Here is a 14,858-nt window from a genome sequence, read left to right as displayed (position 1 = left end):
TTCAAATGGGAATGAAAAAAAATATATATTTTAGCCACTTATCTAACATTAAATCTACAATATGAACAAGCAGATTCCTCCATTTTTTTTAAGCGACGAATATTTTATTGATGAGAAAGTAAACTTTTTAAAGTTTGCGAACGAATACAAAGTTTACAACGATCAGGGCGTACAGATCGGGATTATTAAACAACGCATTTCTGGCTGGCACAAGGTTTTAACCTTATTAGTTGATAAGCGCATGATGCCTTTTAAATTAGAAATTACCGACACCAACGATCAGTTGCAGGCGACCATTACAAGAGGCTGGACATTTTGGATGTCGAAAATTATTGTTACCGATCCCCTTGGTGTTGAGGTGGGTATTATTAAACAAAAATTTAAACTCTTTAAACCAACTTTTACTATTTCCAGTCCAACTTCAGGAGAGGAGATTGCAAAAATATCAGGCGATTGGAAGGCCTGGAATTTTACTATCACCAATAATGCAGGTGCCGAAATGGGCAAAATAAGTAAAAAATGGGCTGGCGCTTTGAAAGAGGTTTTTACCACTGCAGATAAATACAATGTTTCTATTGATCCCAGTTATGCAGAAAGCAGTCAAAAAGTGGCAATTGTGGCGACTGCCATTACTATTGATATGGTTTTGAAGGAGAGCAAGTAGGATAATTATTGAATTAGAGAATGATTGAATTATCGACTGAGAATATCCCTCGAATAAATTACATTCTCTAATTCAATAATTTCAGTCATTTAATCATTTCTTTCGGCTAAATTTGGAACCTACAATTTAAGGTATCTTCTCATTGATATGGAAAAAACCAAAGAAGCCAAAAAGCCGAGTATTTTCAATTTACTTGGAAACTACAGGGGCTTAATTTTTATGCTGATTCTGTTTGCGTTGCTCAGTAACGGTATCAATTTACTCTTACCGAAGATTATTGCCAGTGGTATCGATTCTTACACCAACAAAACTTTTAATCTTCAATCCATACTGCTTCAGTTTTCGCTGGCCATTGTTCTGGTATTTATTTTTACTTATTTGCAGAGCATTGTGCAAACCTATGCTTCTGAACGTGTGGCAAGAGATTTAAGAACAAGGTTATCTGATCAGATTTCGAGACAAAACCATGCCTATGTTATTCAGGCTAACCCTTCAAAACTGCTAACTAACCTTACTGCAGATGCCGATTCGATTAAAATGTTTGTTTCGCAGGCTATTGTTTCTATCTGCTCGTCTATATTTTTAATTGTTGGGGCAAGCATCCTGCTACTAATGATTAACTGGAAACTGGCACTTTGTGTAATTGCGATTGTGCCCATTATTGGCGGCGCGTTCTTTTATGTGTTAAGTAAGGTAAAAGTGCTTTTCAAAAAAAGCAGGGAAGTGATCGATTGGTTAAACAAGGTAATCAGCGAAAGCATTTTAGGCTCGGCATTAATCCGGGTAATTCATTCGCAAGCTTTAGAATACCATAAATTTATAGATGCGAATGCCAAAGCGAGAGATTTAGGAATATCCATTCTGCGCATGTTTGCAGCCTTGATCCCGGTTATAGTTTTTACAGCCAATTTATCTGGTTTGTGCATTTTAGTGCTTGGTGGTCATTTTGTAATTACCAATTCGATGAGCCTGGGAGAGTTTACCGCTTTTAGCAGTTACCTTACACTCATTATATTTCCCATTTTGGTAATCGGTTTTATGAGCAATGTTATTGCACAGGCTACAGCTTCTTACCAAAGGATTGAAAGTGTGCTCAATGCGGCAGAGATCAATCATCCTGGTACATTAACTTCACAGTTAAAGGGCGATGTGGAAGTGAAAGATATAAATTTAAACTTTGGGCAAAAACCAGTTTTAAAATCCATTTCATTTTCTGCCAGGGCAGGTTCGAAAACAGCAATTATCGGTCCTACGGCTGCCGGTAAAACACAGTTGCTTTATATTTTAACAGGTTTGATCGAAGCCGATTCGGGAGCGGTATTGTTTGATGGTCAGGATATTAAGCAATATGACCAGGAGGATTTTCATAAACAGGTTGGTTTTGTGTTTCAGGATAGCATCATGTTTAACATGAGCATCAGGGAAAATATTGCCTTTAGCGATACCGTTACAGATGAATCTCTAGTGAAAGCCATTGCTACTGCCGAACTTAAGGATTTTGTAGATGCTTTGCCCGATCAATTAAATACGATTGTTTCGGAACGGGGGAATAGCCTTTCGGGAGGACAAAAACAGCGGATTATGTTAGCAAGAGCCCTAGCTGTAAATCCGAAGATTTTATTACTGGATGATTTTACCGCACGTGTGGACACCGATACGGAGAAGAGAATTTTGGAGAACATCCAGCAGAATTATCCGGGCTTAACTTTACTTTCTATTACCCAAAAAATAGCTTCTGTTGAACATTACGACAAAGTGATCTTGCTGATGCAGGGCGAAATCATTGCAGAAGGAACCCATCAGGAATTGCTGAAAAGCAGTCCTGAATATGTTCAGATTTACAATTCACAACAGAGCACCAGTAATTATGAACTACAATCTTAACCAGCTTAGTGGCAAGCAGGAAAAGCAATCGACTTATAAAGCGCTGAAAAGCCTGCTTAAACTCATTTCAGCTGAACGTAAAAACCTGTGGCTGGCGCTGATTGCCATTTTAGTAAATTCAGGTTTATTGCTTTTGGGACCATTATTGGTCGGCCATACGGTTGATACCTATATACGCACCAAACAATTTCATGGTGTGCTTATTTTTGGTGGCATCTTATTGGTGATGTACATGATGGCCATGGTTACCGGTTACATCCAAACCAGGTTAATGGGCGGAATAGGCCAGCGGATGTTATACACTTTACGCAATTCCATTTTTAATAAATTACAGGAATTACCCGTTTCGTTTTTTAACCAGAACAAAGCGGGTGATCTGATTTCGAGGGTAAACAACGATACAGATAAGCTGAACCAGTTTTTCTCGCAATCCCTAATGCAGTTTATCGGTAGTATTGTAACCATGATTGGTGCCGGTATTTTCCTGCTATCGATAAACCCAGAGCTTGGCGCGGCAACACTTTCGCCAGCCGTGTTGATCGTTCTTTTTACAGTGGCTTTATCACCCTGGGTAAAAGGAAAAAATGCTAAAAATTTAAAAAGTGTTGGCGGAATGAGCGCCGAAATACAGGAAAGCCTGAACAACTTTAAAGTAATTATCGCCTTTAACCGCAGGGATTATTTTAGGAAACGTTTTAATGAAGCCAATACCGAAAACTATAAAACAGCGATTGGTGCGGGTTTAGCCAACAATATTTTTGTCCCTGTTTACGGGCTATTATCGAGTATTGCGCAATTAATTACCTTACTATTTGGTATTTATTTAATTTCCACGGGCAATTTTACCCTGGGTTTATTGGTGAGTTATATTTCTTACACCACTAATTTTTATAATCCGCTGAGGCAGCTGGCGGCTCTTTGGACCAGTTTCCAGGTCGCTATGGCTGGTTGGGACAGGATATCGCAAATCCTGTCGTTAGAGAGCGACCTACAACAGGTTAAAGCCGACGAAAATGTTACTTCGGATGCTTTGCTTGAGTTTAAAAATGTTCATTTTTCTTATGACGATAGTAAAGAAATCCTGCATAACATCAATTTAAGGTTCGAAAAGGGTAAAACTTATGCTTTGATTGGACCAACCGGAGGTGGAAAAACCACAACGGCTTCATTAATTTCACGTTTATATGATGCTACAAAAGGCACAGTTTTGTTAAATGGAAAAGACATCCGTTCATTTTCCGCTGAAGAAAGGACACAAAAAATCGGTTTTATACTGCAAGAGCCATTTTTATTTACCGGAACCGTAAAAGAGAATATTTTATACGGCAATAGTCAATATAAAGACGTGAGTGATGAAAAGCTGGAAAAAATAATCGAAGAAGCCAACTTGAACGCCCTTTTGGCCATTTTTGATGAAGGGCTAAATACGCAGATTACTTCAGAATCAGACAGCATCAGTTTAGGCCAGAAACAGCTGATTGCTTTTATGCGTGCAGTGCTTAGAAATCCTGAATTATTGATTCTTGATGAAGCTACAGCAAATATCGATACCATAACCGAACAACTTTTGGGTAGTATTTTAAATAAACTGTCGAAAGAAACAACATTGGTAATTATAGCCCACCGTTTAAATACCATCGAAAACGCGGATGAAATTTATTTTGTAAATGAAGGCGAAGTGCAAAAAGCCGGAACGCTGAACGATGCGTTGAATATGTTACTTAAAGGGAAAAGGGTAAGTTAATATCTTTACCGGCATAGACCTCGCAGGTTTTTAAAACCTGCGAGGTCTGATCAAATAATTAATACAAATGAAAAAATACTTCTTCTCTCTGGCATTTTCGGCCTTAAGCTTAGCTTCTTTTGCGCAAAGTGCAGAACAAAACCTTTTTGTTCAGGATAGTTTAAAATTGATTTCTGCACAGTTTAAGTTTACCGAGGGTGCTTCGGTTGATAAACAAGGAAACGTTTTTTTTACTGATCAGCCCAATGATAAAATCTGGAAATACGGTGTTGATGGTAAATTGAGCTTGTATATGGATAAATCGGGAAGGGCAAATGGTACTTATTTTGATAAAAAAGGTAACCTGATTGTTTGTGCCGACGAAAATAACCAGATCTGGTCTATTGATAAAAACAAAAAGATAAAAGTGCTCTTCAGTGATTATGATGGAAAAAAGGTGAACGGACCAAACGACATCTGGATAGATAATAAAGGTGGTATCTACTTTACCGATCCATATTATCAACGCGATTACTGGTCCAGGAAATCGCCTGAAATTCAGGGACAAAAGGTATATTATCTTCCAAAAGGTAAAAAGGAAGCTGTTATAGTTGCTGATGACGTGGTTAAACCAAATGGTATTGTAGGTACGCCAGATGGGAAATTCCTGTATATTGCTGATATGGACGCCAACAAAACCTACCGTTATGCCATTGGCGCAGATGCTAAATTATTGGATAAACAGTTGATTCTTAACCAGCATTCTGATGGAATGACTTTAGATAGTAATGGAAATATTTATGTAACCGGAAAAGGGGTGAATATCTATAAACCGAACGGAGAAAAAATAGGCCATATAGATGTACCTGAAGAATGGTGTGGTAATATATGTTTCGGAGGAAAAGATAAAAATCTGCTTTTTATTACTGCCTCAAAATCATTGTATGTTATTCCAACTAATGCAAGGGGAGTGGAGTAGTATTTTGTTAAAGTCATTAATTCTATAAACCCAAATAAATTAAAGATGAATTAAGCTGAAAAAAAATCTGTTCAGTTTATTCAACCCCTAAAAATATAAATCGCATTAATTAGTTTTGAATTTCCTACTTATAGGGATAGACGACTATGAAAAAGCCCTCTCAGGATTGAGGGGCTTTTTTACTTTTTTCACAATCCATACAATTGTCATTCTGAACGTAGTGAAGAATCTTTATTACGCTTTACATATCCCTTATTAATTTAATTAACCCTTATGATAGAACCTTCAATTTTGTTACCATTGACAGGTTCCAATAGAGTGGTCGTCATCTCGACTGTAGCGCAGCTAAATGGAGAGATCTATCTAGACAGATTTCTTCGGTTTCCCGACTGCGTTACCGATGTAAAATCGGTACAGGTAGTACTCCGCTTATAGTGACGGTAACCCGGGGGACTTAATTGTAGGTTAATTGCTCATATATTGACTTTTATATAATAAATTAATTCTCAGGGCTACAAATGTATAATAACCTTTTTCAAGATTTTAAATTCTGCATGTAACCAGTTGGCGTTACCCCGAATTCTTTCTTAAAAGCTTTTGTAAAATAAGATTGTGTTTGAATACCAATGCGGTACATCACCTCTGTCATCAGCACATCTTCGGTTTTCATGATCTCGATTGCCTTTCTAAGCCTCGCAGAGCGCACAAATTCGCCAATAGATTGTCCTGTGATCGATTTTATTTTCTGGTAAAGCTTGGTTCTGCTCATGCCGATTTCTTTACATAAATAATCAATATCCATTTCAGGATTGATCATTTCGGCATCAATGATCAATAGCAATTTGGTTAAAAAGGCCTTGTCCCTTTCCGAGTGGGCGAGTGCTTTGGGTTCGGTATCTTTATTTTTTAGATAATGATCTTTCAATTTCTGCCTTTGCTCAAAAATATTTTTAATGGTGAGCTGCAGCAGATTAATGTTAATGGGTTTTGTAAAGTAAAGATCGGCGCCCGATTCAGCTCCTTCAATTTCTGCCTCAATACTATTTCTGGCTGTGAGCATTAAAAATGGAATATGGCTGGTTTCTATATTTTCTTTTATATGCTTACAGAATTCGGTTCCGTTCATGCCGGGCATCATCACATCACTAATGATGAGATCAGGTTGATCTTTTTGCGCCTGTTCAAGTCCTGAATCACCGTCCGAAGCTTCCGAAATGGTATAAAACGGACTTAAAGTATCCTTTAAAAATGCCCTCAGCTCATCATTATCATCTACAATAAGAATGCTGTTGGTGGCATTTGCTGGTATTTGTTCAGTAGCTGGTTGTGTTACTTCAGTTTCTGAGCGATAGCTGATGCTTTCTAAACGGGTGCCACCAGGCTCGCTGTTTTGACTTAACTGTTCATTTAAGGTATAATCTGTTTTGCTGCGTGGGATACCGATAATAATCTCCGTTCCTTCGTTTCGTTCGCTCGATACCTGGATTAAACCTTTATGCAGCAACGTTAAACTTTTTACAAAAGCCAAACCTACGCCAGATCCCAAATGCGTTTCGGTAATCCGGTAATAACGCTCAAATAAATGCTGGATAGAATCTTTCGAAATCCCTATACCACTATCAATTACGCGGAAATAGATATAGGAATTGGCTTCATAATCACTTTTAATCAGTAATTGATTTTCGAAAGCCGGTTTGCGATTGCGAAGATCAGTAAACACCTGCAGTTTAAGTGTTCCACCAGTTTTGGTATATTTGATGGAGTTGTTGATCAGGTTGAGGATGATTTTTTCAATCACCTGCCTGTCGAACCAGATATCGGCTGGAAGATTTTCTTTTTCTACCGTAAAAATGATCGACTTTTCGGCCGCCATTTCCGAAAACTCTTCGGCCACTTCATCAATAAAAAGGTTCAGGTTTCCGTTTACTACATTAAGTTTTAAAGCCCCTGATGCTGTTTTTCTAAAATCCATCAGTTCGTTAATGAGTCTTAGTAAGCGGTTGGCATTGCGGTGGATAGTATTGTAATAACTCTGGAAACTTTCCTGTGTATCTTCTTTCAGCAGGCGCTCAATCGGCCCTAAAATTAATGAAAGCGGTGTACGGAACTCATGCGAAATATTGGTAAAAAACTGAAGCTGTGTCTGGTGCATTTCTTCCCTTTTTTCTTCTTCAATTTTTCTGATCTCTAATCTGCGTTTAAAACTCAGCACTAAATAGGTTAAATACAGGGCTGTGGCCATAACCATTAACCTAAACCACCAGGTTGCCCAGAAAGGAGGAGAAATGATAATTTTTAGCGTTGTTCCGGTGGTATTCCAAACATTATCGTTGTTTGAGGCCCTAACCTTAAAAGTATAGGTTCCCGGATCTAAATTGGTGTAAGATGCCTGCTTCACGTGGCCTGCAAAAATCCAGTCTTTATCCTCACCCTCCAGTTTATAAGCATAATTGTTGTTTTCATTCGCAACATAGTTTAAACTGGCAAAGCGGAACGATATCGAAGCCTGATCGTAATCCAGCTTGATTTCTTTTGTAAAGCTGATATCTTTTTCTAAAACAGATCCTTCGGTGTTGGGAAGGATTTTCTGATTAAAAATCTGAAACTCCGTCAGGTAAACCGGGGGGATAAATTTGTTGGTCTGGATATCATCAGGAAAGAATGAATTGAAACCATTTACTCCACCAAAAAACATTTCACCATTGCGTGTTTTTAAATAAGCATTTGTTTCAAATTCAAGTCCCTGCAAACCATCTCCTGTATTGTATTTTTTAAAGTTTTGGTGCTGCGGATTAAATCTGGTCAGGCCATGGGCAGTAGAGATCCAAAAATTGCCTTTGTCATCCTCCGCAATTCCTTTTATAAACTCGGTTGATAAGCCTGCTTTGGTGGTGTAAAGCTCAAATGTGTTTTTCGCACGGTTAAAACGGTAAAGTCCGGCCTGTCCGACCCATAAATTGCCTTTGCTATCGATAAAAATTACCCTCAAATCGGGCCTTTTTCCATCGCCCATAAAATAATGGGTAAATACCTGCGTATTGAGATTATAACAGTTTAAACCACCATCATCTGTACCAATCCATAGGTTTTTGTATTGATCTTCATTAATGGCAACAATGTTGTTTCCACTTAATTTACTACTGTTTTTCCCTTCAGTAATGCGTTTAAACTGTTTAGTTTGCGCGTCAAAAAGATTTAATCCGCCGTAATAAGTGCCTATCCAGATGTTTCCGTTACTGTCTTCGAACGATTTTTGTACATAATCCGAAGATATGGAATTAGGGTTGGCGCTATGGTTGTAACGGGTAAAAGAACCATCATTGTTCATCTGGTTTAAGCCACCTGCCCAGGTACCAACTAATAAGAGGCCATTTTTGGTTTCGGTGATATCGAGAATGGCATCTGCACCAACGCTATTGGCGTTGAATGGATTATAACGGTGGTGGATAAAGGTTTTATTCGTTTTATTGTAAATATCGAGTCCGCCGCCATCGGTTCCGATATAGATATTGCCAGCTTTATCCTCATGAAAAGCCCTTACATCATTATAACTTAAACTGTTTTTGTTGGGCTCCTGGCGCACCAGTTTAAATTTTTCTGCCTGCGGACTATACAGATTTACCCCTCCACGGTGTGTCCCGATCCATAAATTTCCTTGCTGATCGACATAAAGTGCCGAAACGGTACGTTGCGATAAACTAAGGGTATTGCCTGGTTCGTTCTGGTAATGTGTAAATGTTTCGGTTTTGGAGTTGAAAAGGTTTAAACCTCCGTTAATGCCACCAGTCCATAGGTTTTTTTGTTTATCAAAAACAATAGCCCTCACCAGATTACTGCCGATACTATTATTATTTTTTTCCTGGTGCTGATAGGTTTTAATGGCGTTTTTGACAAGATCGTAATGGATTAAGCCGTTTTCTTCCGTTCCGAACCAAAAGGAGCCATCCGGATCTTTTTTAATGACCCTGAAAGATTCATTTTCCAATGTTTTAATGGTTCTCGCACTACCTGATTTAAGGTTTAAAACATGGATGCCCGCATCGGTTGCCATCCAGATGTTTCCATCAGCATCGCAATACAGATCATTGATGTAATTCTTACGATCGGTTTTTTTCTGATCCGAATGGTATTGAAACCGGCCGAAGGTATTCGATTTTTGATCCAGTAAGTTTAGTCCGCCACCATAAGTGCCAATCCAAATTCCCTTTGCGGTTTCTTTAACCGAGGTAATGATGTTATTGGTCTGGCTTTTTTTGTCTTTAGACCGATAAGTGGAAAAATTGTTTTTCCCGGCATTAAACCTGTTCAGCCCATCTGATGTACCGATCCAAAGGGTATGGTTTTTATCCTCAAAGATGCACCTGACGAAATTATCGCTGATACTGTTCGGGTTTTTGCTGTGTTTGAAAACGGTAATCTGATTGCCATCGTATTTGTTCAAACCATCGCGTGTGCCAAACCAGATAAAACCCCGGTGATCTTGAAAAATACATTCGATGGTACTGTTCGATAGTCCATCTTCTACACTGACGTGCTTAAACTTTAAATTTTGTGCGCTAACGTTTCCTATCGAAAAAATAAAGAGGAGCAGGAAAAAAGTTCTCGTTAACGTGTTCATTTGACGGTTTATGCAGACAATTCTGAGCCGATAAAGATAATTGATTTTTGCGAAGGATTAGTATGAGAAGTTAGAGGAGGAGCAAGAGATTTACCTGCGTATCGTCATTCCCAACTTGATTGGGAATCGTAATGCCTTGGCTAGGTTTGTCTAATTGCAGGTCGCATTAGGGTTCCCGCCTGCGTGGGAATGACGCAAGACGTTTAGAACAATCGCATTAAAAAAAATGCTTAATACGCCATCTAAACCAATAATATGTCGGTTAGCACAAAAGAAATGAACAATAGCACAAAGCGGATAATGCTATAAAGCCTTCATTTGTATCGTTAATTCTAACCATAATATTCTATGCACATTTTTACATTTTTCATCAGGAGTAACAAGCGGATGTTAATGCTTTTACTATTGATATTTACCCATGGATATCTTTTTGCACAGCAGACAACCATTACCGGAGTTGTTAAAACAGCGCCTGATAATTTAGGTATGCCAGGTGTAAGCGTTCGCTTAAAGGGAACCGCGATTGCCACCTCTACCGACGCTAATGGAAACTTTAGTATCAAAATACCTGCAAAGGCTGGTATCCTCGAATTCTCCTCGGTAGGTTATAAAGTAAAGGAAGTTCCGGTTACTCAAAGCACCACTCTAAACATCACTTTAATAGAAGATGCTTCTACCTTAAATGATGTAGTGGTGGTAGGTTATGGAACTACGCGAAAACAAGACCTTACCGGTTCGGTAGCGGTTGTAGGTGTTAAAGATTTCCAAAAGGGCAGTATCAGCACGCCGGAACAAATGTTATCGGGTAAGGTGTCGGGTGTTTCGATTACCTCAAACAGCGGTCAGCCGGGAAGCGGCAGCACCATCCGTATTCGTGGTGGTTCCTCATTAAATGCCAGTAACGATCCATTATTTGTGATCGACGGTGTACCCTTGGAAAGCGGGGGCGTTTCGGGTGCATCTAATCCATTGAGTTTTATTAACCCAAATGATATTGAAACTTTCACGGTGTTAAAAGATGCCTCGGCCGCGGCCATTTATGGTGCAAGGGCATCCAACGGGGTAATCATCATCACTACAAAGAAAGGTTTGGGCGATGCCTTAAAAGTAACTTTCAATTCAGTAAACTCGGTTTCTAAACTGACCAGACAACTTGATGTGTTAAGCGCTGATGAGATCCGCTCGATTGTAAATGCAAAAGGTACTTCGGCGCAAAAAGCACAATTGGGAACGTTTAATACCAATTGGCAGGATCTGATTTATCAGGATGGTTTTTCTACCGATAACAACATCAGCATTAGCGGAGGAGTAAAAAAACTGCCTTACCGTTTGTCCATCGGTTATCAAAACCAAACAGGTGTGTTAAGAACCGACCAATTGCAGAAAACTTCAGCTGCTCTCGTTTTCAATCCGAGGTTTTTTGATAATCATCTCAAACTGGATATCAACCTGAAAGGTAGCATGCAGAAAACGCGTTTCGCCAATACGGCTGCCATTGGTGGTGCGGTAAGTTTCGACCCAACTCAAGCTACTTATACCAATAGGTCAGACTATAATGGCTATTGGGAATGGTTAGATTCTACTACTCCAACAGGATTGGTGAATCTGGTTGGCCGTAATCCGGTGGGTTTACTGGAGCAAAGAGAAGACCGTGCTAAGCCTATGCGTAGTATCGGTAATGTTCAACTGGATTATAGTTTTCATTTTTTGCCAGAACTGCATGCTAATTTAAACGCGGCTTATGATGTAGCATCGGGTAAAGGTACTGTTTTCGTTGATCCAAATGCAGCAGAGGCATTTGTTGGTAACCTGAATGGTGTTGGTAATGGCGTAAATAACCAATACAAACAGAACAGGAGAAATACCGTGCTGGATTTTTACCTGAACTACATTAAAGAATTTAAATCGATTAAAAGTAGGGTAGATGCAACTGCAGGTTATTCTTATAATGATTATTTAACTACACAATATTATTATCCAAGTTTTGATGCCAATGGTAATAAGGTGGCTAATTCTGATCCGGCTTTTGCTTTTAACAAACCACAATACCGTTTGATCTCTTATTTCGGAAGATTGAATTATAATTACGACGAACGTTTTCTTCTAACGGCAACGGTACGCCGCGATGGTTCGTCACGTTTTGGGCCTGCCTATAAATATGGTGTATTCCCATCTTTGGCATTGGCCTGGACCGTTAAAAACGAAGCATTTTTGAAAGATAACAAAACCATATCTGCCTTAAAAGTAAGAGCAAGTTATGGTATTACAGGACAACAGGATGGGATTGGCAATTATGGATACATGTCTACCTATGGTTTAAGTGCTTTAAATGCATCTTACCAGTTCGGAAATACCTTTTACCAAATGTACCGTCCAAGCGCTTACATTGCCAACATTAAGTGGGAAGAAACAGCAACAACCAATATTGGTTTAGATTTTGGCTTATTTGATAACCGCGTTACAGGTAGCCTGGATTTTTACCAAAAGAAAACGAGCGATTTGTTAAACCTGATTCCACAACCTGCCGGAACAAACTTCGCGGCTACGGCCATTGTGAACGTAGGCGATATGGAAAACAAAGGTGTTGAGCTTACCCTGGGTTTTAATCCGGTAAAAGAAAAGGATTTCAACTGGGATTTCAGTTTCAACGCTACTTATAACAAAAATACCATTACCAATTTAACGGTGGTACCTAACGATCCGAATTATGCAGGTTTCCCAAGTGGAACCATTGCAGGTGGTGTTGGCGGACAAAATGCCTTTATCAACGCAGTTGGCGGGCCAAAAAATACTTTCAACCTGTTCGAGCAGACTTATGATCAGAACGGAAACCCGATTGAAGGCGTTTATGTAGATCAGAATGGCGATGGGGTAATTAACCAGAACGATTTCAAAAAAGGGAAACAGGCCGATCCTAAAGTATTTTTAGGTTTTAGCAATAACTTAAGCTACAAAAAATGGAACCTATCTTTCACTTTGAGGGCGAATTTAGGAAACTATGTTTACAACAATAACTATAGCCAGAGCGGTAATTTAAACCAGATTTTAGGCACGGCCATTATTTTAAATGCTTCACCAAATTACCTTACTACTAATTTTAAAACACAGCAGTTATTGAGCGATTATTACGTTCAAAATGCATCATTCCTGAGAATGGATAATGTTAATCTAGGCTATGCTTTTGGGCAGATTTTAAAAACCAAAGCAAACTTAGCTTTGACGGCCAGCGTGCAAAATGTGTTTGTAATTACTAAATATAAAGGTTTAGATCCAGAGGTAGCCTCTGGAGTAGATAACAACATCTATCCCCGTCCGCGCATTTTCTCTTTGGGCCTAAATGTTAATTTTTAAGATTATGAATTTTATTAACAAAAAATATATGAAACCACGTGTTTTACAACTATTTATGCTGGCTTGCACTGCGGTAATTTTCACCACATCATGCAACAAACTGGATTTGGTACCAACCAATGATCTTACTGCTGATAAAGTATATACTTCGGCCGCGGGTTACAAACAATCGTTGGCCAAGGTTTATGGCGCTTTTGCCCTTACCGGGAATGCTTCTGTTGGTCAGCCAGATATTCCGGTAGAGATTATTAAGGATGAAGGAAACTCTGATTTTCTTCGCTTATACTGGAATTTGCAGGAATTAACTACAGATGAAGCCGTTTGGTCGTGGCAAAACGATGCCGGAATCCAGGGGTTGCATGAAATGACATGGTCATCCATCAATTCCATTATCAATGGTTTATATTACCGTTCATTTTTTCAGATTACGCTTTGTAACGATTTCATCAATCAATCTTCGGATGATAATTTAAGCAAAAGAGGAATTGTTGGCGCTGACGCCGATCAGGTGCGCAGGTTCAGGGCAGAGGCCCGTTTTATCAGGGCTTATCAGTATGCCGTATTGATGGATATTTATGGAAATCCGCCATTGGTTACCGAAACTACCGAAATAGGCGGTAAGGATTTACCCAAACAGATTAGCCGTAAAGATTTATTCGCTTATGTAGAATCAGAACTTAAGGCCATCGAAAATGATTTAGCAGCACCTAAAGGAAATGAATATGGTCGTGCTGATAGGGCGGCATCCTGGGCGTTATTATCGAGGATATATTTAAATGCAGAAGTATATACCGGTACAGCCAGATATACTGAGGCCATCACCTATTGCAACAAAATTACCGCTGCGGGTTACACGCTTCATGGCAATTACCGCGAGTTAACCATTGCCGATAATCACTTAAATACGGATGAGAATATTTTTACCATTAATTATGATGGTACAAGCACCCAGAATTTTGGGGGTACTACTTACCTGATGCACGGACCTGCAGGCGTTCCTGCAGAGGTATCAGGATCAAATGGTAACTGGGGCGGATTAAGGATTACCCAACAATTTGTAAATCTTTTTGCTGATAAAACAGGTGCAACAGATACAAGGGCACAGTTTTATATGTCTGGGCAAAATATGGAGGTAAATGACCTGTACACTTCTACTGATGGCTACTCGAGCACCAAATACCGCAACAAAACCCGTTCTGGCGCCCCGGCTCCTCATCAGGATGTTGCCAAAGATTTTTCGGATATCGATTTCCCTCTTTTTCGTTTGGGCGAAATCTATTTAACCTATGCCGAAGCTGTTTTACGTGGCGGATCAGGTGGCAGTTTAACGCAGGCCTTAACTTACATTAACCAGTTACGTACCCGTGCCTATAATGGCAGTATAGCCGGAAATATCACATCGAGTGCTTTAACTACCGATTTTATTTTGGATGAACGTGGTCGTGAGCTTTGGTACGAGGCTACCCGCAGAACAGATTTGATTCGTTTTGGAAAGTTTACTACTGCAACCTATTTATGGGCATGGAAAGGCGGTGTTAAAGGTGGTACAGCTGTAAATAGCAAATACAATCTTTATCCATTACCACCAACAGATCTTTCGGCCAATCCAAATCTTCGTCAGAATACAGGTTATTAATCT

General features: G+C 39.3%; 7 protein-coding genes. 6 read left to right on the top strand and 1 reads right to left on the bottom strand.

Annotated elements, in window-relative coordinates:
• The first annotated feature begins 61 nt into the window (after nucleotides 1-61).
• From FFJ24_RS13200 to FFJ24_RS13185, 4 genes are all read left to right on the top strand, one after another.
• The gene (locus FFJ24_RS13200) at nucleotides 62-664 is read left to right on the top strand and encodes an LURP-one-related/scramblase family protein (protein ID WP_138821930.1); all 603 of its coding nucleotides are present in this window, start codon (nucleotides 62-64) and stop codon (nucleotides 662-664) included.
• Nucleotides 665-811: 147 nt separating this feature from the next.
• Nucleotides 812-2,548, top strand: a complete 1,737-nt coding sequence (locus tag FFJ24_RS13195) for an ABC transporter ATP-binding protein (RefSeq protein WP_138821929.1) — start codon at nucleotides 812-814, stop codon at nucleotides 2,546-2,548.
• The gene (locus tag FFJ24_RS13190; RefSeq protein ID WP_138821928.1) at nucleotides 2,532-4,292 is read left to right on the top strand and encodes an ABC transporter ATP-binding protein; all 1,761 of its coding nucleotides are present in this window, start codon (nucleotides 2,532-2,534) and stop codon (nucleotides 4,290-4,292) included. Before FFJ24_RS13195 ends, FFJ24_RS13190 begins: the two co-directional genes overlap by 17 nt.
• A 67-nt stretch (nucleotides 4,293-4,359) precedes the next feature.
• Nucleotides 4,360-5,250 (top strand): SMP-30/gluconolactonase/LRE family protein, encoded by an 891-nt coding sequence (locus tag FFJ24_RS13185; RefSeq protein WP_138821927.1) that lies wholly within the window; start codon nucleotides 4,360-4,362, stop codon nucleotides 5,248-5,250.
• A gap of 535 nt (nucleotides 5,251-5,785) precedes the next feature.
• Here the strand turns inward: FFJ24_RS13185 and FFJ24_RS13180 are convergent.
• Nucleotides 5,786-9,868: a hybrid sensor histidine kinase/response regulator transcription factor gene (locus FFJ24_RS13180; protein WP_138821926.1), complete on the bottom strand. Its 4,083-nt coding sequence runs from the start codon at nucleotides 9,866-9,868 to the stop codon at nucleotides 5,786-5,788.
• Nucleotides 9,869-10,216: 348 nt separating this feature from the next.
• On the opposite strand from FFJ24_RS13180, the gene FFJ24_RS13175 reads away from it, so the two are divergent.
• Together FFJ24_RS13175 and FFJ24_RS13170 are read left to right on the top strand one after the other, a co-directional pair.
• A complete protein-coding gene (locus tag FFJ24_RS13175) occupies nucleotides 10,217-13,219 on the top strand; it encodes a TonB-dependent receptor (RefSeq protein ID WP_138821925.1) in 3,003 nt (1,000 codons plus the stop codon).
• 4 nt (nucleotides 13,220-13,223) lie between these two features.
• Nucleotides 13,224-14,855: a RagB/SusD family nutrient uptake outer membrane protein gene (locus FFJ24_RS13170; protein ID WP_371716563.1), complete on the top strand. Its 1,632-nt coding sequence runs from the start codon at nucleotides 13,224-13,226 to the stop codon at nucleotides 14,853-14,855.
• Nucleotides 14,856-14,858: the final 3 nt, after the last annotated feature.

Origin of the sequence: Pedobacter sp. KBS0701 (genome assembly GCF_005938645.2) — a bacterium.
Taxonomy (GTDB): domain Bacteria; phylum Bacteroidota; class Bacteroidia; order Sphingobacteriales; family Sphingobacteriaceae; genus Pedobacter.
The sequence above is the reverse complement of the archived record's forward strand: the minus strand, read 5'-3'. Positions and strand labels throughout refer to the sequence as shown.

Bases quoted from the DNA above. Each gene is read 5' to 3' on its own strand.
- FFJ24_RS13200 (WP_138821930.1), top strand. From the start codon at position 62: ATGAACAAGCAGATTCCTCCATTTTTTTTAAGCGACGAATATTTTATT.
- FFJ24_RS13195 (WP_138821929.1), top strand. From the start codon at position 812: ATGGAAAAAACCAAAGAAGCCAAAAAGCCGAGTATTTTCAATTTACTT.
- FFJ24_RS13190 (WP_138821928.1), top strand. From the start codon at position 2,532: ATGAACTACAATCTTAACCAGCTTAGTGGCAAGCAGGAAAAGCAATCG.
- FFJ24_RS13185 (WP_138821927.1), top strand. From the start codon at position 4,360: ATGAAAAAATACTTCTTCTCTCTGGCATTTTCGGCCTTAAGCTTAGCT.
- FFJ24_RS13180 (WP_138821926.1), bottom strand. From the start codon at position 9,868: ATGAACACGTTAACGAGAACTTTTTTCCTGCTCCTCTTTATTTTTTCG.
- FFJ24_RS13175 (WP_138821925.1), top strand. From the start codon at position 10,217: ATGCACATTTTTACATTTTTCATCAGGAGTAACAAGCGGATGTTAATG.
- FFJ24_RS13170 (WP_371716563.1), top strand. From the start codon at position 13,224: ATGAATTTTATTAACAAAAAATATATGAAACCACGTGTTTTACAACTA.